The organism is Acinetobacter johnsonii, assembly GCF_048551975.1.
Classification (GTDB): domain Bacteria; phylum Pseudomonadota; class Gammaproteobacteria; order Pseudomonadales; family Moraxellaceae; genus Acinetobacter; species Acinetobacter johnsonii_A.
On record NZ_JBIMCF010000008.1, the window covers coordinates 94351 to 118704 of the forward strand.

The 24354-nt window shown below is 41.3% G+C and carries 17 protein-coding genes and 2 pseudogenes; 15 read left to right on the plus strand and 4 right to left on the minus strand.

Going from position 1 to position 24354, the window contains the following annotated elements:
• Nucleotides 1–129: 129 nt before the first annotated feature.
• The 6 genes from ACG9ZB_RS08730 to ACG9ZB_RS08755 all read left to right on the plus strand — a co-directional run bounded on the left by ACG9ZB_RS08730 (nucleotide 130) and on the right by ACG9ZB_RS08755 (nucleotide 7585).
• Nucleotides 130–1038, plus strand: a complete 909-nt coding sequence (locus tag ACG9ZB_RS08730) for a cation diffusion facilitator family transporter (protein WP_062034794.1) — start codon at nucleotides 130–132, stop codon at nucleotides 1036–1038.
• Nucleotides 1039–1102: 64 nt separating this feature from the next.
• Nucleotides 1103–1522: a cation efflux protein, CzcI-like gene (locus tag ACG9ZB_RS08735; RefSeq protein ID WP_201951434.1), complete on the plus strand. Its 420-nt coding sequence runs from the start codon at nucleotides 1103–1105 to the stop codon at nucleotides 1520–1522.
• Nucleotides 1523–1569: 47 nt separating this feature from the next.
• Nucleotides 1570–2892: a TolC family protein gene (locus ACG9ZB_RS08740; protein ID WP_419325367.1), complete on the plus strand. Its 1323-nt coding sequence runs from the start codon at nucleotides 1570–1572 to the stop codon at nucleotides 2890–2892.
• 1 nt (nucleotide 2893) lies between these two features.
• On the plus strand, nucleotides 2894–4129 hold the full coding sequence (locus tag ACG9ZB_RS08745; protein WP_419325368.1) for an efflux RND transporter periplasmic adaptor subunit: 1236 nt from the start codon (nucleotides 2894–2896) through the stop codon (nucleotides 4127–4129).
• Nucleotides 4119–7256, plus strand: a complete 3138-nt coding sequence (locus tag ACG9ZB_RS08750) for an efflux RND transporter permease subunit (protein WP_419325369.1) — start codon at nucleotides 4119–4121, stop codon at nucleotides 7254–7256. The genes ACG9ZB_RS08745 and ACG9ZB_RS08750 overlap by 11 nt, the downstream gene beginning before the upstream one ends.
• 215 nt (nucleotides 7257–7471) lie before the next feature.
• The gene (locus ACG9ZB_RS08755) at nucleotides 7472–7585 is read left to right on the plus strand and encodes a hypothetical protein (protein WP_010326689.1); all 114 of its coding nucleotides are present in this window, start codon (nucleotides 7472–7474) and stop codon (nucleotides 7583–7585) included.
• Between the two features lie 114 nt (nucleotides 7586–7699).
• Here ACG9ZB_RS08755 and ACG9ZB_RS08760 read toward each other — a convergent pair.
• Nucleotides 7700–9787: pseudogene (locus tag ACG9ZB_RS08760) on the minus strand (TonB-dependent siderophore receptor).
• Between the two features lie 419 nt (nucleotides 9788–10206).
• On the opposite strand from ACG9ZB_RS08760, the gene ACG9ZB_RS08765 reads away from it, so the two are divergent.
• From ACG9ZB_RS08765 to ACG9ZB_RS08775, 3 genes and pseudogenes are all read left to right on the plus strand, one after another.
• Nucleotides 10207–12363 (plus strand): TonB-dependent siderophore receptor, encoded by a 2157-nt coding sequence (locus tag ACG9ZB_RS08765; RefSeq protein ID WP_419325370.1) that lies wholly within the window; start codon nucleotides 10207–10209, stop codon nucleotides 12361–12363.
• 12 nt (nucleotides 12364–12375) lie between these two features.
• A pseudogene (locus ACG9ZB_RS08770) lies at nucleotides 12376–12522 on the plus strand (zinc ribbon domain-containing protein); the annotation flags it as partial.
• 282 nt (nucleotides 12523–12804) lie between these two features.
• Nucleotides 12805–13863 carry an asparaginase gene (locus tag ACG9ZB_RS08775; RefSeq protein WP_419325371.1) on the plus strand — a complete coding sequence of 353 codons (1059 nt, stop codon included), beginning with the start codon at nucleotides 12805–12807 and terminating at the stop codon, nucleotides 13861–13863.
• A 117-nt stretch (nucleotides 13864–13980) separates the two neighbouring features.
• Here ACG9ZB_RS08775 and ACG9ZB_RS08780 read toward each other — a convergent pair whose 3' ends face one another.
• Nucleotides 13981–14679: a DUF1826 domain-containing protein gene (locus ACG9ZB_RS08780; protein WP_419325372.1), complete on the minus strand. Its 699-nt coding sequence runs from the start codon at nucleotides 14677–14679 to the stop codon at nucleotides 13981–13983.
• A gap of 247 nt (nucleotides 14680–14926) precedes the next feature.
• Between ACG9ZB_RS08780 and ACG9ZB_RS08785 the strand changes: the two genes are divergently transcribed.
• A complete protein-coding gene (locus ACG9ZB_RS08785; protein ID WP_419325373.1) occupies nucleotides 14927–16258 on the plus strand; it encodes a type II toxin-antitoxin system HipA family toxin in 1332 nt (443 codons plus the stop codon).
• Nucleotides 16243–16566 carry a helix-turn-helix domain-containing protein gene (locus ACG9ZB_RS08790; protein WP_081313242.1) on the plus strand — a complete coding sequence of 108 codons (324 nt, stop codon included), beginning with the start codon at nucleotides 16243–16245 and terminating at the stop codon, nucleotides 16564–16566. Before ACG9ZB_RS08785 ends, ACG9ZB_RS08790 begins: the two co-directional genes overlap by 16 nt.
• 200 nt (nucleotides 16567–16766) lie before the next feature.
• Here the strand turns inward: ACG9ZB_RS08790 and ACG9ZB_RS08795 are convergent, their stop codons facing one another.
• On the minus strand, nucleotides 16767–17858 hold the full coding sequence (locus ACG9ZB_RS08795; RefSeq protein ID WP_419325374.1) for a transcriptional regulator: 1092 nt from the start codon (nucleotides 17856–17858) through the stop codon (nucleotides 16767–16769).
• 233 nt (nucleotides 17859–18091) lie between these two features.
• Nucleotides 18092–19066: a lipoyl synthase gene (lipA, locus tag ACG9ZB_RS08800; RefSeq protein ID WP_419325375.1), complete on the minus strand. Its 975-nt coding sequence runs from the start codon at nucleotides 19064–19066 to the stop codon at nucleotides 18092–18094.
• Between the two features lie 342 nt (nucleotides 19067–19408).
• On the opposite strand from lipA, the gene ACG9ZB_RS08805 reads away from it, so the two are divergent.
• The 4 genes from ACG9ZB_RS08805 to lpdA are packed head-to-tail and all read left to right on the plus strand — an operon-like array spanning nucleotide 19409 to nucleotide 24354.
• A complete protein-coding gene (locus ACG9ZB_RS08805) occupies nucleotides 19409–20371 on the plus strand; it encodes a thiamine pyrophosphate-dependent dehydrogenase E1 component subunit alpha (protein WP_180058618.1) in 963 nt (320 codons plus the stop codon).
• A gap of 15 nt (nucleotides 20372–20386) precedes the next feature.
• Nucleotides 20387–21406 carry an alpha-ketoacid dehydrogenase subunit beta gene (locus tag ACG9ZB_RS08810; protein ID WP_419325376.1) on the plus strand — a complete coding sequence of 340 codons (1020 nt, stop codon included), beginning with the start codon at nucleotides 20387–20389 and terminating at the stop codon, nucleotides 21404–21406.
• A 1-nt stretch (nucleotide 21407) separates the two neighbouring features.
• Complete coding sequence (locus ACG9ZB_RS08815) at nucleotides 21408–22943, plus strand: 2-oxo acid dehydrogenase subunit E2 (protein WP_419325377.1); 1536 nt, start codon at nucleotides 21408–21410, stop codon at nucleotides 22941–22943.
• A gap of 10 nt (nucleotides 22944–22953) precedes the next feature.
• A complete protein-coding gene (gene lpdA, locus ACG9ZB_RS08820) occupies nucleotides 22954–24354 on the plus strand; it encodes a dihydrolipoyl dehydrogenase (protein ID WP_419325378.1) in 1401 nt (466 codons plus the stop codon).

Consider the following 24354-nt stretch of genomic DNA (forward strand, 5'->3'; position numbering starts at 1 on the left):
GACGTATTCACATGAAAGATGATTTTATCGTTTTAACCGAGTATGCTGAATCGAGTAATTTTTAAATTAATAAAAGCTTTGATTTCAATGCTGAAGCATTCCGTTAAATAAAATGATAAGGAGCCCTACATGAGTGGTTCTCATAACCATGATCATAGTCATGTTGAAGTGACTGCAAAAAATGCCAAGAAATTAACCATTGCACTTGCCCTGACGTTTACCTTCTTAATTGTGGAAGTGGTTGCAGGATTTATCACACAAAGTTTGGCTTTACTGTCCGATGCAGCGCATATGTTTACCGATGCCGCTGCTTTAGCGATTGCTTTAGCAGCCATTAAAATTGGTCAAAAGCCTGCCGATGATAAACGTACTTTTGGCTATCAGCGGTTTGAAATTTTGGCAGCTTTGTTTAATGCCATGATGTTGTTTGTGGTGGCGATTTACATTTTATATGAAGCCTATCAGCGTTTTAGTCAGCCACCTGAAATTCAAAGCTTGGGCATGCTGATTGTTGCGGCTTTGGGTTTAATCATCAATCTGATTTCAATGAAAATTTTGGTGTCGAGCAGCCAAGACAGCTTAAATGTGAAAGGGGCTTATCTTGAGGTGCTCAGTGATGCCTTAGGCTCTGTGGGTGTGATCATTGGCGCACTGGTGATTTATTTCACAGGTTGGATGTGGGTAGATACTGTTATTGCGGTGTTGATCGGCTTTTGGGTCTTACCTCGAACTTGGGTCCTACTGAAACAAAGTATCAATATTTTGCTCGAAGGTGTGCCAAGTGAAATTGATATCGAATCTTTACGTAATGACTTGCTGGCTTTAGATGGAGTGCAAGGCATTCACCAGCTTAAAGTTTGGGCCATTACCTCTAAAAATGTGCATTTAACAGCGCATTTGATTGCACCCGATGTAGATCAGAGAGCTTTATACCACCAAGCTGTGGAGTTATTGGGGCATGAGCATGGGATTACGCAAGTGACTTTGCAGATTGAAGAAGATGAATGCCATCCACACCAACATGAACATAGTCATTAAAAAGACTTGACCTTAGACTTAGTCTAGGCTTTACAATAGCATCACTTTATTTCAGTACGACATTATGCGTTCTACCACGTGGATTAGCGTCTTAGTTGCTTTATTCATGTTCCAAAGTCTTTGGAACGTGGCGGCAGCTTTTTGCGTCCATGAAGAACAAAAAGCTCAAGTCGTGACTCAACAAAGTTTTCATTTTGGCCACCATCAAACCACCTTGTGTGTGTCTGATGATAAGGCACACCAGCAAAGCAGTGTTGATGACCATACTCAAACGGCAAATGATCAGTTTGAATTGGGTGAAGACCATCAAGATCATTTGCCCTCAATGGCACATTTGATTATTCCGAAAGAAAAAAACTATCAACTGCCACTCGCGCTTGAACTTCGTGAGCGTCCGCAGTTTTTTTGGCACAATGCCTATCAAGCCCCTGATTTATTGGGGCAACATCCTCCTCCTGAACTTTCCCCGCTAATGGTGGGGTAGCCTAAAACATTTCCCACCACTTCTTCTAAAAATTAGTGGGAAAAAGCATGTCGAATCAATTTAAGGCGTTTATACGCCAAGCCCTTGCTGTGGGCATAACAACAGCCGCGATGCAATGGAGTTTTGCCGAACCGATCAAGACTTTGGATGAAGCTTTCGCAAAAGTAGAGCGCTATCAAAACCAAAGTGACATTGGGCAACAGCGTCAAAGCATTTCAGAGCTGAACATCAAAAATAGTGGCCTATGGCAAAATCCTAGCTTAAATATCAATCAAGATGGTTTTGGTTCAAATACCGATCAAGAGCTCAGTATTGCCATCAGTCAGCCCTTAGATGTTTTTGGACAGCGTAAGCTCAATCAAAAACTCGCAGAAACAGCGCACCAACAAGGGCAGTTACAGCAACAACTGTGGACAGCACAAAGCCAATTGGTGGTGAAATTTGCATGGTCACAGTTGGCTTTAGCGCAAGTTGAAAAATCACTGTACGCAGCACAACTTAAAGTGAGTCAAAACAATTTAGACAGTGCCAAAAAACGTTATCAGGCGGGCAGTATTGCTTTGGTTGACTATGAACGTGCGCAAATCGAAAGTTTGGATATGCAGCGCTTATACCAACAAGCGATACTGGCAGAACAAGTAGCACAGCGTCAACTCTCAAACCTTTGGGGCGAAACCAAAGCCGATATTCAACTCAATGCGACCTCAATGCCATGGCCAGATCAAAGCGATGCCACAGTACAGCGCTATATTGCTGAAGGTTGGTTGGAAAAACTGTATGCACTGAACATTCAACAATCCAATTTAAACATTGAAAGTTTAAAAGTGCAGGCACGTCCCAATCCGACCTTAAATGTCGGCATGAAACGGAGCCAAGCACCGAATGAAAGTAGCGATACCACATTAGGTGTCGGCGTGGATATTCCGCTGAATATTTTTAACCGTCAGCAATACAGCATTCCGATGGCCCAGCGTCAGCAAAGCCTGTTGAATCAGCAGCAACAGCGTGAGTTAAAACAGCAGATTTTAGATATCGCCAATGCCATGCATGAGCTCAAAGGACTAAATAAACAGTTCAGTTCGATGAGCCAACAAACCACTTTGGCAGAACAAGTTCAAGTACGCACGCTGCAAGGTTTTAAAGCGGGAAAGCTGTCCATTACCGACATCCAACAAGCTAACTCACAACTGCAAAGCATACGCCTTGGGCAGTTGCAGTTATTACGTCAAGCTTGGCAGACTGCATTGAGCGCAGAAGCACTCAGCCTAGGTACTAGCTACGAACAGATCAGTAGTTCAGATGCTTATAGCCAAATCAGTAAAAATTCTATCGCACAAATACAAGACCTCATCCTTGGCGGAGCACAATAATATGCAACTAAAAAACCAACTTGGAAAAATATCACAGCCATTGATGATTGGGCTTTTGCTCCTCATTACATTTCTCATCGCTTTAGGGATCTGGTTTAGCTCAAAAGATAAAACCACTGATGAACATGCGCATGCAGAACATGAAGAATCTGAACATGCTGATGAACCCGAGGCAGAAAAAGGACATGCCGAGGAAGGTGAAATTCAACTGACGGCACAGCAACTGACAGAGCAAGGCATTCAAATCGCTTCAGCTCAACAAGGCGTGGTGTCTCAAGTTACCGTTCTGCCTGGAAAGCTTGTGGTTAATACCGATCAGCAAGCACATATTTCGCCAAACTTTGGTGGGCATGTGGAACAGGTGAATGTTGAACTTGGTCAAAACGTACAAAAAGGACAAACCTTAGCTGTACTGTCCGTCCCAGAACTGATTGATCAACAGGCCAATTTGCGGATGGCTCAAGCCAGTTTGGATTTGGCACGTCAAGATTATCAACGTGAACAGCAGTTATGGTCACAGGGCATTTCTGCTAAGCAAGACTACCAACGGGCAGAAAATGCTTACCGACAAGCGCAGATTACTGTGCAATCGGTGCAAAGTCGCTTAAACGCCCTAGGGGCAACAGGTGGAGTAAATGGTCGTTTTGCCATTAAAGCACCCATTTCAGGTGTGATTAGCCAAAAAGATATCGTGGTGGGTGAAAACGTACAATTGGCCGATCAGCTTTTTGTGATTGAACAATTTAAAGAGTTATGGCTTGAGTTTAATCTGCCTGCTCAGTACTCAGGTCAGTTACAAGCCAATCAGAGTCTGACATTTAAGCCGAATGCTTCTGAGCAAAAATATGAAGCCATTATCCAAAGCTTAACCTCTCAAGCCGATGCACAAACAGGACGCTTGGTGGTACGTGCTAAGTTAAAAAGCCAAGCGGCTGAACTACGTCCAAATGTTTTAGTGAATATCTTTTTAGACAATACCAGTTCCAAAACAGCGCTTCGCGTCCATAAAAGTGCTATTCAAAACATTGAAGGTCAAACTTCGGTATTTGTGGTCGAGGCTGAACAAAAAGGACAAGTGCATTTGAAAGCGCAGCCCGTTCAACTTGGGCAAGCTTCAAATGACGCTCAATGGGTGGAAGTGATTTCAGGCCTAACAGCAGGACAACGCTATGTCAGTCAAGGTAGCTTTGTGCTTAAGTCCGAACTAGAAAAAGGTGAGGCTGATCATGCACACTAATCATGATTTACCCAAGCCTGAGGGTTTGTTTGAACGAATTATTCAGTTCTCTATTCAAAATGCAATTTGGGTTATGCTCTTTGTCTGTACATGGATTGCGGTCGGAGTTTATAGCTATCAAAAACTGCCGATTGATGCAGTGCCCGATATTACCAATACGCAAGTACAAATTAATACACAAGCCAATGGTTTTACCGCACTGGAGGTTGAGCAGCGGATTACCTATCCGATTGAAACTGCAATGGCGGGTATTCCAGATTTACAGTTGACTCGTTCGATTTCACGTTATGGTTTGTCGCAAGTCACTATTGTATTTGAGGATGGCACAGACATCTATTGGGCACGTCAACAGATTAATCAGCGGGTACAAGAGGTCAAAGCAGATTTACCTAGCGATGTTTCCCCGACCATGTCACCAGTTTCGACAGGTTTAGGTGAAATTTATCAATGGGTTATTAAAGCCGAAACGAATGCCAAAAAAGCCGATGGTACGACTTATAGCGCGATGGACTTGCGGGAGATCCAAGATTGGATCGTTCGTCCACAACTGCAACGTGTTGCGGGGGTGGCCGAGGTCAACAGTATTGGCGGGTTTAATAAAACCTATGTCGTTGCTCCTGACTTAAACCGTATGCAACAGTTAAATATTTCCTTAAGCCAATTGCAAACTGCATTACAGGAAAATAATGAAAACCGTGGCGCTGGTTATATTGAGGAAAATGGTCAGCAACTCACAGTGCGTGTTCCGGGGACACTCAACAGTCTTGCGGACATTGAAAATACAACAGTTGCCAGCCCAAATGGCAGCCCGATCCGTGTTGCGGATATTGCGCAAGTTTCAATTGACCATGACCTCCGAACAGGAGGCGCCACCTATAACGGCGAAGAAACTGTACTCGGCATCGCTATGATGATGATGGGGGAAAACAGTCGAACGGTGTCTAAAGCTGTAGATGCCAAAATTCAAGAGGTGCAAAGTAGTTTACCGCAAGGCGTTAGAATAGAAACGGTTTATGACCGAACCACTTTGGTGGAAAAAGCCATTAAAACGGTGCAGAAGAACTTGGTTGAAGGCGCAATCTTGGTGATTGTGATCCTCTTTTTATTCTTAGGTAATATTCGTGCGGCGTTAATTACAGCCTGTGTTATTCCACTGTCTATGCTATTTACTTTAACGGGTATGGCACAGCAGAACATCAGTGCCAACCTAATGAGTTTAGGGGCATTGGATTTCGGTATTATTGTCGATGGCGCAGTGGTGATTGTTGAAAACTGTATTCGCCGTTTAGCCCATGCGCAGCAATTACTCAAACGACCATTGACCCAGTCGGAACGCTTTAAAGAAGTGTTTTTGGCAGCACGCCAAGCCCGTCGCCCGCTCATTTTTGGTCAACTGATTATTTTAGTGGTGTACTTACCGATTTTTGCACTGACTGGTGTAGAAGCAAAAATGTTCCACCCAATGGCTTTGACTGTTGTACTTGCACTCGTTGCAGCCATTATTTTGTCGATCAGCTTTGTGCCTGCGGCTGTCGCACTTTTTGTTAAAGGTGACATCAAAGAAACCGAAAGCCGTTGGATGTTGTGGTTAAAAGAGCATTATCAACGGGTATTGGACTGTGCCTATCAGTATAAAGCGGTGGTTTTAACCTTTGCACTGTGCTTGTTGATGTTGACAGGATTACTTGCAACGCGTATCGGCAGTGAGTTTGCACCGCAACTGAGTGAAGGGGACTTTGCTGTACAGCAACTGCGCTCTCCAAGCACAGGCTTAGAAGAATCACTTCGTATTCAGGAAAATACAGAAAAGCTACTTTTGAAAAAATTCCCTGAAATACACGCTATTTTTGCGCGGACAGGCACGGCTGAAGTGGCGACGGATGTAATGCCTCCAAATATTTCAGATGGTTACGTCATGCTGAAACCCCGTGATGCATGGCCAAATCCAAAAGAAACACTCGATGAATTGCGTAGCCGTATGCAGGCCTATTTAGCAACATTGCCCGGTAACAACAGTGAGTTTTCTCAGCCAATTGAACTGCGTTTCAATGAGTTAATATCGGGTGTACGTAGCGATGTTGGTGTCAAAATCTTTGGCGATGACATGCAAGTATTAAATACGGAAGCTGAAAAAATTAGTAAATTGATTCAACAGGTTTCAGGCAGTACCGCCGTTAAAGTTGAACAAACGTCGGGTTTACCTTTACTCAATGTGGAAATTGATAAAAGTTTAGCAGCTCAATATGGCTTAAGTGTTAAAACCATACAAGACTATGTGTCCGCAAGCATTGGCGGACAAAATGTCGGTGAAATTTTACAGGGTGACCGCCGTTTTGACTTTGTCATTCGACTGAGTGAGCAAGATCGTAGTGTCACTGGGATTGCACAACTGCCAATACAGCTTCCGAACGGTGGCAGCATTCTGCTCACTGATATTGCCACTGTAAACATGATGGATGGTATCAACCAAGTCAGTCGTGAAAATGGCAAACGTCGTGTGATTGTCACGGCGAATGTGGAAGGGCGAGATTTGGGTTCTTTTGTCACAGAAGTACAAAGTCAGCTTAAGCAGTATTCTCTACCAAGTGGTTACTGGATTGAATATGGTGGTCAGTTTGAAAATTTGGCCTCGGCGCAGGCTCGAATGCAGATTGTGATTCCACTGGCGTTACTGACGATCTTTATTTTGCTGATGGCCGTTTTCCATAACGTCAAAGAAAGCTTGTTGGTGTTCACGGGGGTTCCATTTGCTCTAACTGGCGGTGTGCTTTTCTTGTGGTTAAGAGACATTCCCTTGTCAATGTCTGCGGGTATTGGTTTCATTGCCTTGTCTGGGGTTGCCGTCTTAAATGGTTTGGTCATGCTGACCTTTATTAAAGAGCTAAGAGAGCAATATCGCCTGCATGAAGCCGTTTGGCAGGGAGCGATTTTGCGATTAAGGCCTGTTTTAATGACCGCTTGTGTAGCGTCTTTAGGTTTTGTTCCCATGGCGCTTGCTACGGGTACAGGGGCAGAGGTCCAACGTCCACTGGCGACCGTGGTGATTGGTGGAATTATTTCTTCGACGTTATTGACCTTGGTGCTATTGCCAGTGTTGTATCGTTGGATGAATGCAAAAAAGAAATGAAAGTTTAATTCCTTAATCTACTGAAGCATGAGGAGGCAAAATAGCCTCCTTATGCTTTTATATAGTACTTGATATCAGTATGATCGGTTTTGGAAGTTAAAAATGGCAAATCTGTTATAGTCTGTTATATTTTTTTCACAAAGAACTGTATCTGTCCTTTCGTATAGGAAACCTTAGAATAATGAATATATATAGAGTACGTTGAGGTATTGAAAATGAACTTTTTACTGAAGAAAAATAGAGCTTGGTTTGTATTCTTTATCATTACTTTATATTCGTTTCTTGGATTTTTTCTTGGATTTATCATTTGGGAATACTTTTTGAAGTAAGTACATAGTAAGGCTAAAGAAAACTAAGGTAGCTAATACTTCAAAAAGCAATCAGAATCTTAATTTTCTGACTACCAGACTCAACTCCTACGAGATGAGTCTGGTTTTTAAACTTTAAAACTTCCATTGCACCGAGACAGATGCATTTAAAGGGTCGCCTGGTTGAATCCACATATCGCTATAGCTTGCAACATAGTACGTTTCATCTAAGAGATTGTGCACATTGAACTGATAACGTAGCTGATCTGTTGGCGCATAATAAGCATTTAGATTTAACAACGTGTACTCAGGTAAGTTGAATCCGTTATCTGTACTGTGTCCACTACGTTTTCCCACATAGATTGCCGTTGCACCGAGTCCAACTTTGTCCGCATTGGCAAAGGTCCATTCATAGTTGCTGCTAACAGAACCACTATGTTTTGGTACATTGCTGAGTCGTGAACCTTTAGCAAGACTCTGGTCTTTTTCCACTTGAGCGTCTGTATAGCTATAATTGGCACGTATAGAGAATTGATCATTAAGCTGTGTCTCTAAATCCAACTCTAGCCCCTTACTTGACACTTCTCCAACGGTAATTTGATAGTTACTATCTGCTAGATCTGTGGTTAAGACATTCTCTTTATCCATTTTAAAGAGGGTTAAGCTCAACAAACTCTGTGGGTTAATCCGATATTTCCCACCAATTTCATAGCTTTTGCCTTTTTCAGGGTTAAACACATCACCGTTTCGGTCCATGCCACTGTTGAGTGCAAACGATTCTCCATAGTTGGCTTACCATGACCAACGATCATTCAGTCGGTAGTTTAAACCCAAGCGTGGACTGGTTTGTTGTAAATCCTTTTTATTGGATGTACCTGCAAGTTTATTTTGAAAGTCTTGGGTGATGTGATCAAAGCGCGCACCAAACAGTACACTCCATTGATCATTGAGGAAAATTTGATCTTGTAGATTCAGTGCAAAATAGCGTTGCTGTTCTTCGGTGTTAATGAAAAGTGGAAGCTCGGGTAAGTATTGTCCATAAATAGGAGTATAGATATCAATGCTATTTGGCACGCTACTGCTGTGGTTTCGACGCAGTTGTAATTGACGATACTTCATCTGCCCAAATTCAATGCTCAAAAGTACTTCATGACGGGCCCAGTCTTGTTGGATCGTCCCAAGAACTTCAGTTTGAAAGAGAATGTCATCACTTTTATTGTCACGGTAGCGACGCTGGCGCCCTAATGTGCGTCCATCACTTTGAATACGACGAGGTTCACTGGAAAAGCCTTTGAGCTGAGTATCTTTCACACTGAGGGCACTATTCATTTTCCAGTCATCATTAAACTGATGTGCAAGTCGAAGCTGATAGAAATGATCTTTTTGAATATGATCACCATCATCAGGTTCGCCTGTAAATGTTTTAGGGTCCATCACGAATTGTTTTTGATAACTACTTACACCACGATCGAAGGTTCCATCTTGTCGGGTAAATTCGCTGTCAAAATCTAACTGAGTCGAATCTGAAATTTTCCATGTGAGTTGAGGGGAGAAAAACCAACGCTCACTCTGCACATGATCACGAAAACTTTGGTTATCTTCATGTGCGACCGCAATACGATAAGCCACAGCATCACTGATTGGGGCAGTATGTTCAAAACTAGCACGGTATTTTTCTAAACTATTGGCACGTAAATTCACTTCTGAAGAACGTTCCCATTCAGGCTTTTTAGTGTTGATATTCAGTAGACCACCAGCTTCCCCGCGGCCATAGAGCGCAGCCATTGGGCCTTTTAAAAAGTCGAGAGATTCAATATTCACCATGTCTCGGGGAGCGCTGAGTCCACGGTTGACACTGAGGCCATTTCTGACGATTTGTGCCCCAATATTGGGGTCTGTACTAAAACCTCTAAATGAAAAGTTATCCCAAAAGCCGCCACCATAATTAGTTTGACTATAAACCCCGCTCACTTGCGTGAGTGCATCGTCAATACGTTGCACATCTTGTTGCTGAATTAACGCTTTGGATAACACACTTCGACTAAATGGCACGTCTAAAATGTCATGCGAAAACTTAGTCATTGCGGTGCTTTGTTGAAGGTTTTCCCCCTCAGTTTCAGCTTGTAATTGGATGGTCTGGAGTACTTCTGTTGAAGTTTCGGCCCAAGTGAAAGAACTCAGCAGGCTTAAATATATGCTTGAGGAAAAAAAGAGAGAATTTATTCATCATGAAGGAGAGTAGTTTAAATTTGTATTATTATGTTATAACATTTTAATGAATTTGTAGTTAAAAAATCATTTTAAAAACGAAAAATGGTTTAAAAAAATGAAATAAATCAACCTAAGCTTTTAGGTTCCAATCCACCATACACTGTTTAAAGGCAGCTAAAGTCCCAATACCATATGCTGTATCAAATACGACTGAAGATATGGAAAGCAGATCTAAGTTATAATTTAAAAGCATGTGGTTAAACTATAAACTCAATTTCTAATTCTAAATCTTCACACTCAAAGCTATCGCCAGATAATTTAAAAAAAGCTGAGATATGTTGAATAATGTGCTTGTTCATTCTAAGAAAATTGTGAATACTCATGCCGCAAAATTCAGGCTGTAAATTTATCTTTTGGGGTTAGCAACGACAGTGAAAACGTATCCATTTTCTCGTTTACAAAAAGCATTATTGGCGGTTGGTTCATTTTCATGTCTAGGGCTGAACTCGGTATGGGTACATGCGGCAGAAGAAAGTGATGTGGAACAACTCGCAACCATTACAACCACTGCTCAGACTGAACAACTGGCTTATTATCAGCCCAAAGTTAATTTGTCTGGGTTTGGTCAGCAAAACCTTGCAGCCATTCCTGCATCTATTCACACCGTTACTGCTGAACTGATCGCAGATCAACATGCGAAAACACTGGGCGATGTGGTAAAGAACGATGCGTCTGTTGGGGATGGCTATGCACCTATTGGTTACTATGCAAACTTTGTGATGCGTGGATTTAGCTTAAATGCGGGATCAAGTTATTTACTGAACGGTCATTTGCTACGCGGTGAGCAAAATATAGCACTTGAAAATAAAGAGCAAGTTGAAATCCTAAAAGGCATGAGTGCGATTCAAAGTGGGATGTCAACGCCGGGCGGTGTGGTGAACTATGTGAGCAAACGCCCTCAAGATGTTCAATCTTTAACCCTTGATGCAGGTAGTCATGGCGGTAGTCGTGTAGCGACTGACCTTGGTGGATGGTTTGGAAACAATCAAAAATTTGGATATCGCGTGAATGCAGCTTATGAAGATATTCACCCCTATGTTGAACATGCCGATGGAAAACGTTTGTTTGGCTCCTTGGCTTTAGACTGGAAAATTTCAGATCGTTCAAAACTTGAATTTGATCTTGAATCACAGCGTCAAAAACAGCGTTCGGTACCCGGTTATCAGCTACTTGGGGGTGAAACTGTACCGACAGGAGTGGAATGGGATCGTTTGCTGGGTTATCAAAGCTGGAGCAAACCAATCACCAATGAAAGTTTAAATACGAGTCTGAAATATAACTATCAAATCAATGATAATTGGAGCAGCAATCTGTCTGTTTCACAAAGCCGTGTGGTCGTAGATGATTACTCAGCCTTTGCCTACACCTTTGACACTGATGGTAACTATGACATTTATGATTTCCGCAGCCCAGATGATAGCTATCTAACCAATCAATTTAAAACGGGCTTAAACGGAAAATTCAGCACTGGAGCATGGCAACATAACCTGAGTTTACAGTTGTCACATGCCTACAAACGCCATACTCAGTATGATGCAATCAATGAATGGATAGGTTCAGGAAATATTTATAATGATCCTATTAGCTATACGCCTACGGATAAACCTTTAGGTAATCATTACAAATCTCTGGATAGTCAACAAACAGCCCTCAATGTGTTAGATCAAATCGAATTTAATGATGCTTGGTCAGTTTTGCTAGGCGGTAAGTTTTTACATTTAAATGAAAGTGCCTATGCTGCGGATGGCAATAGTATTCGTGACACCGACTTCAATCGCTTCTTGCCACAGCTTGCGTTGATGTATCAGCCTTGGCAGAACACTCATCTGTATGCTTCGTATGCCAAAGGGATAAGTGACGGCAGTCAAGCGCCGTGGTCTGCCTATGGTAATGAGGATAAAGGCATCGTAGGAAATGCCTTTGAAACTTTAGCACCAAGACGCTCAACTCAATATGAGTTAGGTCTTAAACAGCAATGGCAAGAGCTACTATTTACTGCCGCTTTTTTTGACTTAACACAAGACCATCAATATACCAACTTAGACAATTACTATGTCACCGATGGTGAACAGCATAATCTAGGTTTGGAATTGGGCTTGCAAGGTCGCGTTGCTGAAAATATGGATATGACATCGACTTTGGCTCTGACTCGTTCACGTTTGGAAGATATACAGGTAGATGCTTACAAAGGACATCAAACTCAAAATTTACCGACGGTTCGTTTTGCCAGTCATGTGTCTTATCAAATGCCTCAAGTAGAAGGTTTACGTCTACTCGCAGGTATGCAATACAGTAGTAGTAAATATGCTAACAAAACTGGTACGGTTAAAGTTTCAGGCTATACCGTATTCGATGCGGGTGCAGCCTATAACTTCCGTGCTTATGGTTATGACAATATGCTTAGCCTGAATGTGGATAACCTGTTCAATAAAAAATATTGGCGAGATGCAGGAAGCTTCTTCGGGGATGATTACTTATTTCTGGGCACACCGCGTACAGCGCAATTTTCATGGACTGTGAACTTCTAATAAATAGTTTTAAATAAAGGCATACAGGCAAACTTTAACTGTGTTGAGTGTGGCTTTAGCGAGAATGCGGATACAAACGCTTCTCGCAACATTTTAGCGGTAGGATGTACCGTTTTGTCTGTGGAAGGAAGATACATTAAAGGTCGACCTATGAAGTAGAAAGCAAGCGAAATCCGTGAGGAAGTCACCTAAGAGCCTTTGCTTTTAGAATACCCCCACTTGAGCTAGTCGAAAGTGGGCGGAAATATCACCCATTCATAGTGATTGGATGATTGCATAGGTCAGATCATTCATGTTGTAGCTGCTTATTTGTATTTAAGATAAGAAATGTGATGGCCCAAAAATACAATTTCTACACCTATACAATCCGATCTTTTTCAAGTAATTTTATAATATGGTATGAAAAATGCTAAGAATAAAATGACTCAAAAAGGATGACCTATGAAAAAAACGATTTCAGCTTTGACACTCAGTTTAAGCCTATTACTCCCATGTGTAGCATTTGCCAAAAATAATGTTGTTGTTGTCGCTACTGGTGGAACGATTGCAGGTGCTGGTGCAAGTTCTACCAATAGTGCAACCTATACTGCGGCAAAAGTTCCTGTAGATGCATTATTAAATGCGGTTCCCCAGATTCAAAACATTGCCAATGTAACTGGTGTGCAGGCAATGCAAGTTGCATCAGAAAGTATTACGGATAAAGAATTATTATCCCTTGCACGTCAAGTCAATGATTTGCTTAAAAAGCCTGATGTGAATGGTGTAGTGATTACACATGGAACAGACACCCTAGAAGAAACAGCTTTCTTTTTAAATTTAGTGATTCATTCAGATAAGCCGATTGTATTGGTCGGGTCAATGCGTCCAAGTACTGCACTTTCTGCTGATGGCCCGTTGAACCTTTATAGTGCGGTTGCACTTGCTGCCGATGACAGTGCAAAAGGTAAGGGAACATTTGTGCTCATGAATGACGACATTTTTGCAGCACGAGATGTTTCAAAAACAATTAATATCCATACCAATGCATTTATGAGCCAATGGGGTGCGCTTGGAACCTTAGTTGAAGGAAAAGCATATTGGTTCAGAAACACGGCGAAACGTCATAATAAGAGCTCCGAATTTAATATTGAAAATATTAAAGGTGATAATTTACCGCTGGTACAAATTGTTTATGGTTCAGGCAATATGTTGCCAGATGCATACACGGCTTATGCTAAAGCAGGGGCAAAGGCTATTATTCATGCAGGTACAGGGAATGGCTCGGTAGCCAATTATATTGTCCCAACTTTAACTGACTTACAAAAACAAGGTGTGCAAATTATTCGTTCATCTCGCGTACCTCAAGGTTTTATTCTTAGAAATGCAGAACAACCAGATGACAAATATGGTTGGGTCGTTGCACATGATCTTAACCCGCAAAAAGCTAAATTACTGGCTGCACTTGCTTTAACAAAAACCAAAGATGCCAAGGAAATCCAACGCATTTTTTGGGATTACTAAACTCAATAACGGTGAAATCGCATAGTAACGCTTTTCAGCTAAGCACCTTAAAATTTAAGGTGCTTTTTTAGCGTCTATAAATAGATTAAATTCATCGACTCTGTATCGAATAAATGTTTAACAAATCAACAGTAATCTATATTCGCCATCCTTTTCAACGGGTGCTCTATGTACACAAGGCAAGACTTTTTGCATAGGATGATCTACCGCCAAACGACAAAGATGGCCTAAGCCTAAATTCACAGGTTTTGCATTCAGTTTAGGCTGATAATGCAGATCAAAAAAATATTCTTCTAGAAATGTTTCAAATTCAGCTTCAGGGCCATCATGTAATTTTTTAAGTTTTTCTCTGATCTCGGGAATTAGAATCTTTTGCTCCACCTGATCATTGGGTACGATATCACTTGCAGCGCCGTGATAAGTGCAGAGGAAAGTATCTGTTTCAATCGGTGAGCGATCAACATGAAACGAATATACATCTGTGGAAATGAAATCTAGCTCGTCATTTCGCTCATAACATTTTAGTAAATTAAGAGCAGGAGATGCACCAAAATCAGTTAAGAGCTGTATATCTTTTAAAATGATTTCCCTTGCTAAATTTCCTTTTTCTGAAAGTTGTAATGCTAAAAGATCTTCAATCGAAACTTCTGTAATATTTTCTTTTAATTCGAGTTTAGCCACAATTTCTTTAAAATCCCCAACCAAATTTCTATGCCAGCAAAGTGCATTCATTTCTCCTTGAAATTTGGAATTTACAAGTTCAGAAAAAGAAGAAACTACTTCAATTTGATTGTTGTCAGAAAATGTATTCGTCATGAGAAAATTAGATAATAAACAGTGCTTAATCATAGCATCTAGCTTTAGGTGTATTGCATTTAAAAGTAGCTCGGTAATTGCTTACAGATTTGGACGAGCTCTATATTTGTAGTATGGAAAGAAGTTTTAGCTATTGATTGAGCAAATATTTGCTCATTTAATTTAAATTATTATGTGAATGCGCAAATATATTCTCATTTTTTTAGTTTTATGGTATTTTTGAGAAAATATTTGCTCATTAATATTTATGGAAAAATTAACGATTCAAGCTCTTCTCGATACAGAATGGCTAGATATAGCAGAACTTAAAATATTAGAACCACATAAGGGTTCTGCAAGTGCGTGTGAGTTAGCCTACGAATTAGAATATGCCATTTCTTATCTAGATAAGAGAGATGAACATGCATGTAGCTTAGCACTTCCTGTTCAAATTCTTATTCAACATGAATCGAAAGTCTGGTTTAGTTTTTTAGATGATATTTTTCCATCTGGTGCTGCTCGACGTTATTTGGTCCAATATCTAGGGTTGCAAAAACTCTCATCAGCAGAACAAGATTTCACTTTATTGGCAAAAGGTACAATTGCTCCTGTAGGGAATCTAAGAGTTAAGGAATCTGTTCCACCAATCAATTCAGAATCAACATTGCACTTACGCAAGTTCACTACTGGTGATGTTACAGAACGAAATGTTGATTTTCTCGAATACGCACAACAAATGGGTGCAATTAGTGGTGGTGCAACTGGAGCAGGAGGTGAGGCTCCAAAACTACTGATTCGCGTCTCAAAGGATCAGCAAGTTTGGATTGATACCTATCAAAATTCTTTTGATGAACCGGATCAGCACTATCTAGTTAAATTCCCTCGAAATAAGCGCAGTGCAATAGATTGCGACATATTGAGAGCAGAATATCATTTTTATCATGTCCTGAATGAACTTGGATTTACAACAATTGAAACTTCTCAGATGAAACTGATTGAAGGTCAGAAATACCCTTCGTTATGGTTGCCGAGATTTGACACAGAGTGGCATAATCAACAATGGCATCGACTCGGGCTTGAGTCAGTTTATTCCGTATTGAATAAAACATCAGGGAGCCATTTGAATCATTTTGAAGTCATAGACGCGCTTTGTTCCTTATTAAAATCGGTGGACAAAAACTTTGATTCTTCGCAGTTCGTTTGTGAGTGGTTACAAAGGGATCTACTGAATATCATTTTTGGTAATTCAGATAATCACGGTCGTAATACGTCATTCCTAAAAAAATCAGGACGAATATTTCTTGCTCCAATTTATGATTTTGCGCCGATGAAAGCCGATCCAGAAGTTGTGACAAGATCAACAACATGGGGAAGCCCGTATGAAGAAGGAGGGGAATACCGCTGGGAAGGTATTACACAAAATCTTGCACACTGGTGTGAACCACATATATCTTTAAGTACATTGAAAACATTGGCGAGTAAACTTATTGGTCTCAAGCAGCAATTAATCAATAAAGGTGTTCCCCAAACGATTATAGAGATGCCTGGTCTAGGATATGACTTTATTGAAGCCAAATTGAGTCGATGGGAGCTATTATGAAAAAGGAAAATCAGCCACTTGACCGTCAACAATTGCTTATTGGTTTATATACCCAATATTTATTCGGTAAAATTACCTTGGGGCAACTTCTGAGCCACTTGCGCAAAAATGTATTGGGGCTATCTCAAGAAAAATATGCAGCAATGGTTGGAATCAGTCGGCGTACTTTAACCGACATTGAACAGGACAAAGGTCAACTGACTCAGGTCGTATTAGATAAGGTGTTTAAACCACTTGGCTTAAAAGCCGGCCTCGTACCGACACATGAACATATCGTTCACAAGGTTATTCAGCCATCTAGTGATTAAAAACTTAATATTGAAGCTATTTTGACCATTTAGGCAGGACACTATGGAAAAAATGGTCAGGCTATAGGCTTTGTTGCATAAATATTTTGCAAGGTACTGATTTTTAAGGGGTTTACCAAATTTCAATAGGAAATAAATATAATAAAATCATAGTTTTAGGTATTTGTGCAACAAAGCCGAGTTGAAGCAACAGATCAAATCTAAATCAGATTTGAAAAATAATTACGGTGGATACTGTCCTGTGGTAATAACTCTAATAAACGCTGTACAGCATCAATTCGGTCATGTGTCTGCCCAATAATTCTTAATAATTGATCGATATCCTTTATTTGATAGATCAACTGGCTCAAACGGGCATCAAAACAATGTCTCCAAATGCTGAGTAAAGGGCTTTCTGATTTAGAGAGAAAGCTACCTTTATATAGCGAGAATGTACTGGAAATAAGATTTGCATTTAATGATTGTTCAGCACGTAAAAAATCACATTGGACTTCACAGCTAAGCCTATAAATGCGAGCCTCAATTGAATGAGGTAATAGGCTACGAAGTTGTGAAAGCTCAGCCTTTAGGGTTTTTAGGCTGACACTACGCTCACCATAAAGGGCATAGTGTAACTCTTCTAAGCCAATTCCATGGGGATGCAAAGCTAAAATGCAAAGTATTTCAATTTGACGGTGACTCAAGTTTAAAGTTTGCCCATTAAATTGAACCCAAGGTGAATCTAGCGCTTTAATGTACAAAAAATTTTGCTGCTCAAATTTTATGGCACGCTGTATTAAATCTGCACAGCGTTCAACTGCGAGCAACCCTAAAGGCGTATGTTTTTTATATTTTGTAGAAAGGTTAATAATGCCGTGAAATTGTCTTGATGTTGGGTCCCAAATCGGTGCGGCATAACAAACCCAATCTCTAACACTGTCCATTTGGTTTTCATGAGAATAGACGCAACTTGATATTTGGCTGTTTAACGCCATACCAATCGCATTGGTTCCAACTGCCTGTGTAGACCAATGTCCGCCCTCAATAAAATGAACTTGTTCAGCAGAAGAAAGCATGGCTGAACTACTCCATGTCCACAAGAGAGTCCCGTGATGATCTGTAAGACCAATCGCCATATCTGAATCATCCGCTATTTTGAGTAAGTCAGCATAATTATGCTGAATAGAGCGGCGGAATAAAGACGTTTGATCTTCTTGAGGCAATGCTAAAACAGGGGCAGCATGTACAGTAGTTTGATTAATTAAATGCGTCGTTTGCAGCTGTTTTGCAGATGCGGTATTGAACAGGTTCATATCATATTCCTTTATGATGAGACTGTAATATTTTTAAACTTTAGAAATGAGCTTCAAAATTTATAGTCATTTACGTCATTTCTTCTTGCTTCGATTTTAAATGCTTTTTTCTTTGCTTGGTTAAATTAGAACTTTTGGCTTTACCAGTCCTTGAGTTACTTTAAAAGTGTTCGTATGAGCTGAAAATGACTATTTCCATCTGAAATGTTAATAAACGTAAATAGAATGAAAATTCATTCGCTCATGTAAGGGTTAGGCACAGCCTCACCATGATACTGACGATCGGCAAAATAACTTGATCGTACCAATGGTGCACTCCAAATATTTTTAAACGCTAAGCGCTCTCCATGTGTTTGATAGTGCTTAAACTCTTGCAACGTAACAAAACAATGAATTGGCGCATGAGACTTAGATGGCTGTAAGTATTGACCGATTGTGACATAGTCAACGTGGTAATCTTTCAAATCATTTAATAACACAATAACCTCAGCTTCAATCTCTCCTAAACCGACCATCAAACCACATTTGGTTGAGATATCTGGACAGTAGTGTTTAAATTTCTTAATTAAATTCAATGAATGCTGATAGTCAGCGCCTGGTCGCATGGCTTTATACAGACGTGGAACGGTTTCAATATTATGATTAAAAACATCGGGTGGGTTTTGGCTCAGAATCTTCAGGGCAATATCTGCACGACCACGAAAATCAGGAACCAAAATTTCTATCAGAGTCTCTGGACTGGTTTGACGAATTTCTCGAATGCAATCTGCAAAATGCTGTGCACCACCATCTTTTAAGTCGTCTCGATCAACAGAAGTAATCACGACATACTTTAAGTTTAGATTCTTGACTGTTTCAGCCAGATGCTTTGGCTCATTAGGATCTAGGATATTAGGACGACCATGTGCGACATCACAGAATGGACAGCGTCGGGTACAAATATCTCCCATGATCATAAACGTTGCAGTTCCACCGCTAAAGCATTGAGGCAAATTGGGGCAGGCCGCTTCTTCATAAACCGTATGTAGTTTCTGTTGTCGTAATAAATCCTTAATGATTTGAACTTCATCAGGTTGACTAATTTTAGTCCGAATCCATTCTGGCTTTTTCGGTGTCGTTTCCGTTGGAACAACTTTAATTGGAATACGCGCCATTTTTTCAGCGCCACGTAGCTTCTTTCCAGTTAATACTGTGTTATTTAAATCCATTACAAACACTCCATCGTTTAAAATAATTAATATAGATCCCGATATTAAATAAGCTCTTTTAGGTGCTTTAATAATATTAAAACAGTGCAAAAAACTTATCATATAAAATAAAGGTTGGTTAAAGGTTTGTTTTCATATGTGATTGAACTACTGTAAAATTTTAAAAAATTTTTTAAGTTCTTAACCTTCTGTTTTTAATATTTTTCTCATCTTTTTATGCATTATATTTTTTTAGTCTAATATGAAATTAAATAAAAATATATTTATATAAATATACGGTTTAAAAATTCAACCATTAATTTTTGGATTTTCTTTTAAGCGTAATTAATAAGGAACAAAGATATGCAATTAACGGAAGAGCAATTGCTAGCAGCATACAAAAGAATGCGCGACATTCGTGAATTTGAGGATCGACTTCACGATGAAAATAATACAGGTGATATTCCCGGTTTCATCCATTTATATAGCGGCGAGGAAGCTGTTGCCGTAGGGATCTGTGAAAATTTAACAGACAAGGACTTCATTACATCAACGCATCGTGGTCATGGACATTGTATTGCTAAGGGCTGTGACATTCATGCCATGATGTTAGAAATTTTTGGCAAAGATGATGGTTTGTGTCGTGGTAAAGGCGGCTCAATGCACATTGCGGACTTAGATAAAGGCATGCTCGGTGCAAACGGTATTGTGGGTGGTGGTCCACCTTTGGCTATTGGGGCAGCTTTAAGTGCTAAAACACTGAAAAATGGTGGGATTGGTCTATCTTTTACCGGTGATGGCGGGTCAAATCAGGGCTTAACTTTTGAAGCCATTAATATGGCTGTCGTGTTAAAGCTCCCTGTCATTTTTGTTTTTGAAAACAACGGTTTTGGTGAAGGCACTGCACACGACTATGCCGTAGGCAGTAAAGACATTGCAGGCCGAGCAGCAGGTTTTGGCTTACCCGCTGAAAAAGTAGATGGAACAGACTTTTTTGCTGTGTATGAAGTTGCACAAAAAGCCATTGAACGTGCCCGCTGTGGTGAAGGTCCGAGTGTGATTGAAACGGTAACCAACCGTTTTTATGGACATTTTGAAGGTGATCCGGGGCTTATTCGTTCCAAAGAAGAACTGGATTATGTCAAAGAACATAAAGACCCATTGAAAATATTCCGTGAAAAAGTCAAGGATAAAATTGACGAAGCCAAACTGGATGCGATTGATGCCCAGTCTAAAGCCAATGTAGACGATGCCGTTGCAAAAGCACGCGCAGCTCAGTACCCAGAAGTCTCTCAGTTACTTACTGATGTTTACGTCTCTTACTAAAGGAATAGTAGAAAAATGCCAAATAAAAGTTATCGAAACGCGATTAAAGAAGCAATTGAATTAGAAATGCGCCGAGATCCGAGTGTCATTGTGGTCGGTGAAGATGTTCGTGGTGGGCATGGTGGCAAAAATACAGAAGACAATAAACTGGAAGGTTTTGGCGGTGTACTTGGTGTAACCAAAGGCTTATGGACTGAATTTGGTTCTGAGCGAGTCATTGACACCCCGATTACAGAATCGGCGATTATTGGTATGGCGGCAGGTGCTGCTGCAACCGGTTTAAGACCTGTGGCAGATTTAATGTTCATGGATTTTTACGGCGTGTGTTATGACATGCTGTATAACCAAGCGGCTAAATTCCGCTATATGTTTGGTGGCAAAGCCAAAGCGCCACTCGTTGTAAGAGGCATGATCGGTGCAGGTTTTTCCGCAGCAGCGCAGCATTCTCAGTCGCCATATAACGTGTTTGCCTCAGTGCCTGGTTTAAAAGTGGTGGTGCCTTCAAGTGCCTATGATGTGAAAGGGTTGTTGATTCAAGCCATTCGAGATGACGATCCAGTAGTCTTTTGTGAGCACAAGTTGTTGTACGACATTAAGGGCGAAGTGCCAGATGAGGCCTACACTATTCCTTTTGGTGTCGCAAATTACACCCGTGAGGGCACAGATATCACCATTATTGCCTTAAGCCTGATGGTGCATCGTGCCAATGAAGTTGCTGACAAGCTCGCAAAAGAAGGCATTTCGGTTGAAGTGGTTGACCCTCGCACCATTTCTCCATTAGACGAAGATGGCATCTTAGAGTCTGTGGCTTCAACAGGTCGTGTGGTGATTGTAGATGAATCTGCGGCGCGTTGCGGTTTCGGACATGATGTGGCTGCACTCATTGCACAGAAAGGCTTTCATTTTCTTAAAGCACCAATCGAGTTAGTCACTCCACCACACTCACCCGTACCATTTTCACCAGTATTAGAAAAAGAATGGCTACCAAGTGTAGAACGCATCGAACAGGCTGTACGTAAGACGTTGGAGGCTTAGGATGAGCGAAATTAAAACCTTAGAAATCCCGAAATGGGGTCTGTCCATGGAAGAGGGCACGATTGCCCAATGGCTGATTCAGGAAGGCGAGCAATTTAGTAAAGGGCACGAAATTTGTGAAATTGAAACCACAAAAATCGTCAATGTGCTTGAAGCGCCTTTTGATGGCTTGCTACGAAAAATTATTGCTAAAGATGGCGACACACTGATTGTCGGTGGTGTGATTGCAATTTGTGCCGATTCTCAAGTTTCCGATGCAGAAATTGAAGCATATGCACAGTCTTTAGGTGGAGCACCTACCGCAACTGAACATAAAGCTGTTGAAGTGGTTCCAGAACCGGCAGCAGTATCTCAAGATGAAAGCAAAGTGCAAGCTGCTCCTAAACAGCACAGTGTTGAAAAAGTTTCACAACCTGTGGCGCAGAGTGGGTATTCAATTCCAGCCACTTTACAAGGTTATCAACATAGCGCTGAGATTTTTGCCACACCGCATGCCTTAAAACTGGCTGCAAAGCATAATGTGAATTTGACTCAAATTTCAGGCTCAGGGCGTGAAAGCCGTATTAGCATTCATGATATTCAGACCGCAGTCCGAACCGCAGGAGGTTCATGGCCAGAGGTACGCCATCAGGCCAGTACAAAAATTGCGAAATCCACTGCAGATGATAGCCAAGTTGCTGCAACCCCAGTTGCTCGTCGTTTGGCAAAACAATGGGGCATTAATTTACATGACTGCCGATCTTCAGGTACACGTGGGCGCATCTGCAAGGAAGATGTAGAAGCAGTTTATCAGCGTGAAAATGCGGGACAGACTCAACATGCATCACAACAGCAGGAAGTCGAGACCGTAAAAGTTACGACCATTGCCATGAATGGGATGCGTAAAGCAATTGCTTCGCGCTTACAGGCTGCGAAACGCAATGCACCACATTTCCGCTTGACGGTAGACCTAAATGTTGAAGCGATTCAGGCGCTACGTCAGCAAATTAACAGCACGGTACCGCAAGTCAAGTTATCAATTAACGATATGCTGATTAAGGCTGCCGCCGCAGCATTGATTAAAGTTCCACAGGTGAATGTCCAGTTTGATGAAGAAAATCAGCAAATTTTGCAGTTTGAACAGGCTGATATCTCGGTTGCTGTGGCCATCGAAAATGGACTGATCACACCAATTATTAAAGCCGCCAATAGCAAATCTTTGGCGCAAATTTCCAATGATATGCGTGATCTGGCGACCCGTGCCAAAACTGGAAAACTGGCACCTGATGAATTTCAGGGTGGAAGTTTCAGTATCTCCAATTTGGGCATGCTGGGCATTAAGCAATTTGATGCGATTATTAATCCGCCTCAAGGGGCAATTCTGGCTTTAGGTGCAGCCGAGAAACGTACAACTGTCGAAAATGATGGCATCGTGATCCGTGAAATCGTGACAGCAACCCTGTCTTGTGATCATCGGGTGATTGATGGTGCTTTAGGCGCGCAGTTCCTATCCGCATTCAAGCAGTATGTCGAAAATCCTGCCTTGATTTTAGTGTAGGAGCAGAATCATGTCTGATACACAGTTTGATTTGATCGTCATTGGGGCAGGTCCAGGCGGTTATGTGGCTGCGATACGCGCAGCCCAGCTGGGCTTGAAAACTGCAATTGTGGAAAAGCAACACTTAGGTGGAATATGCCTAAACTGGGGCTGTATTCCGACTAAAGCATTGTTGAGTGGAGCTGCACTGGCACAGCAATTTAAATCTTCAGAAAAGTTTGGGTTTAGACTGGGCGCAGTAGATTTTGATATTCAACAACTGGTTCGTCATAGCAGACAGGTTTCTGAGCAATTGGTGCAGGGTATAGGTCATTTGCTGAAAAAGAATCGGGTCAAAGTTTTTAATGCAACGGCCCAGTTTATTGCCAAAGCACAATTAGAGCTGACCGATGCTCAGGGGCAAAAACAGCAGATTCATGCCCCACATATTATTGTCGCCACGGGTGCACGTGCGGCCAATTTGCCTCATATTCCTGTAGATGGCCATCATGTCTGGAGCTATAGAGAGGCTTTAATTCCAGAGCAATTACCCAAATCATTGTTGGTAATAGGCTCAGGTGCGATAGGCAGTGAGTTTGCAAGCCTATACCAAGACTTAGGCTGCCAAGTCACCTTGGTTGATATTGCAAAGCAGATTCTCCCTAGCGAAGACATTGAAGTTGCGAAGTATGTACAAAAGCAATTTGAACAGCAGGGTATGCAGGTTTTAACCGAAGCGACTGTAAAAAAAATAGAAACTGATCAGGCTCAAGTACATTGTCATATTGAAACTGCCACAGGTGTACAAATCATTACTGTTGAAAAGGTGCTTTCAGCTATTGGCGTGAAACCAAATGCTGAAAATCTTGGCCTAGAAGCTTTGGGAATTGAATTTGAGAATGGTTTTATTAAAGTCGACTCATGGTGTAAAACCAATGTAGTGGGCATTTATGCAATTGGTGATGTCGCAGGCGCACCGTGTTTGGCACACAAAGCCAGTCACGAGGCTATTCTTTGTGTGGAGAAAATTGCAGGTTTAGATCATGTACATGCTTTAGATCGTACACAAATTCCGGGCTGTATTTTTACCCATCCGCAAGTGGCCAGTATTGGTTTGACAGAACAGAAAGCGAAAGCTGCGGGCTTGAATATCAATGTGGGTAAGTTTCCTTTGCAAGCCAATGGTAAGGCATTGGCTTTGGGTGATAGCGCAGGATTCATTAAAACCATTTTTAGTCAGGAAACGGGTGAATTGTTAGGTGCTCACATGGTTGGACATGAAGTTACCGAACATATTCAGGGTTTTGCCATCGCAAAATACCTAGAAGCGACGGATGAAAGCTTAGCGCAGGTCATTTTCCCTCATCCTACTTTGTCTGAGGCGATGCATGAGTCGGTCTTGTCGGCGATGCAACGTGCAATCCATATTTAA

What these genes read in the sequence shown, in the direction of transcription:
- ACG9ZB_RS08740 (WP_419325367.1), top strand. Translation starts at nt 1,570, where the DNA reads ATGTCGAATCAATTTAAGGCGTTTATACGCCAAGCCCTTGCTGTGGGC.
- ACG9ZB_RS08790 (WP_081313242.1), top strand. Translation starts at nt 16,243, where the DNA reads ATGGGAGCTATTATGAAAAAGGAAAATCAGCCACTTGACCGTCAACAA.
- ACG9ZB_RS08735 (WP_201951434.1), top strand. Translation starts at nt 1,103, where the DNA reads ATGCGTTCTACCACGTGGATTAGCGTCTTAGTTGCTTTATTCATGTTC.
- ACG9ZB_RS08815 (WP_419325377.1), top strand. Translation starts at nt 21,408, where the DNA reads ATGAGCGAAATTAAAACCTTAGAAATCCCGAAATGGGGTCTGTCCATG.
- ACG9ZB_RS08745 (WP_419325368.1), top strand. Translation starts at nt 2,894, where the DNA reads ATGCAACTAAAAAACCAACTTGGAAAAATATCACAGCCATTGATGATT.
- ACG9ZB_RS08750 (WP_419325369.1), top strand. Translation starts at nt 4,119, where the DNA reads ATGCACACTAATCATGATTTACCCAAGCCTGAGGGTTTGTTTGAACGA.
- ACG9ZB_RS08810 (WP_419325376.1), top strand. Translation starts at nt 20,387, where the DNA reads ATGCCAAATAAAAGTTATCGAAACGCGATTAAAGAAGCAATTGAATTA.
- ACG9ZB_RS08805 (WP_180058618.1), top strand. Translation starts at nt 19,409, where the DNA reads ATGCAATTAACGGAAGAGCAATTGCTAGCAGCATACAAAAGAATGCGC.
- ACG9ZB_RS08795 (WP_419325374.1), bottom strand. Translation starts at nt 17,858, where the DNA reads ATGAACCTGTTCAATACCGCATCTGCAAAACAGCTGCAAACGACGCAT.
- ACG9ZB_RS08775 (WP_419325371.1), top strand. Translation starts at nt 12,805, where the DNA reads ATGAAAAAAACGATTTCAGCTTTGACACTCAGTTTAAGCCTATTACTC.
- ACG9ZB_RS08785 (WP_419325373.1), top strand. Translation starts at nt 14,927, where the DNA reads ATGGAAAAATTAACGATTCAAGCTCTTCTCGATACAGAATGGCTAGAT.
- ACG9ZB_RS08730 (WP_062034794.1), top strand. Translation starts at nt 130, where the DNA reads ATGAGTGGTTCTCATAACCATGATCATAGTCATGTTGAAGTGACTGCA.
- ACG9ZB_RS08780 (WP_419325372.1), bottom strand. Translation starts at nt 14,679, where the DNA reads ATGACGAATACATTTTCTGACAACAATCAAATTGAAGTAGTTTCTTCT.
- lipA (WP_419325375.1), bottom strand. Translation starts at nt 19,066, where the DNA reads ATGGATTTAAATAACACAGTATTAACTGGAAAGAAGCTACGTGGCGCT.
- ACG9ZB_RS08755 (WP_010326689.1), top strand. Translation starts at nt 7,472, where the DNA reads ATGAACTTTTTACTGAAGAAAAATAGAGCTTGGTTTGTATTCTTTATC.
- lpdA (WP_419325378.1), top strand. Translation starts at nt 22,954, where the DNA reads ATGTCTGATACACAGTTTGATTTGATCGTCATTGGGGCAGGTCCAGGC.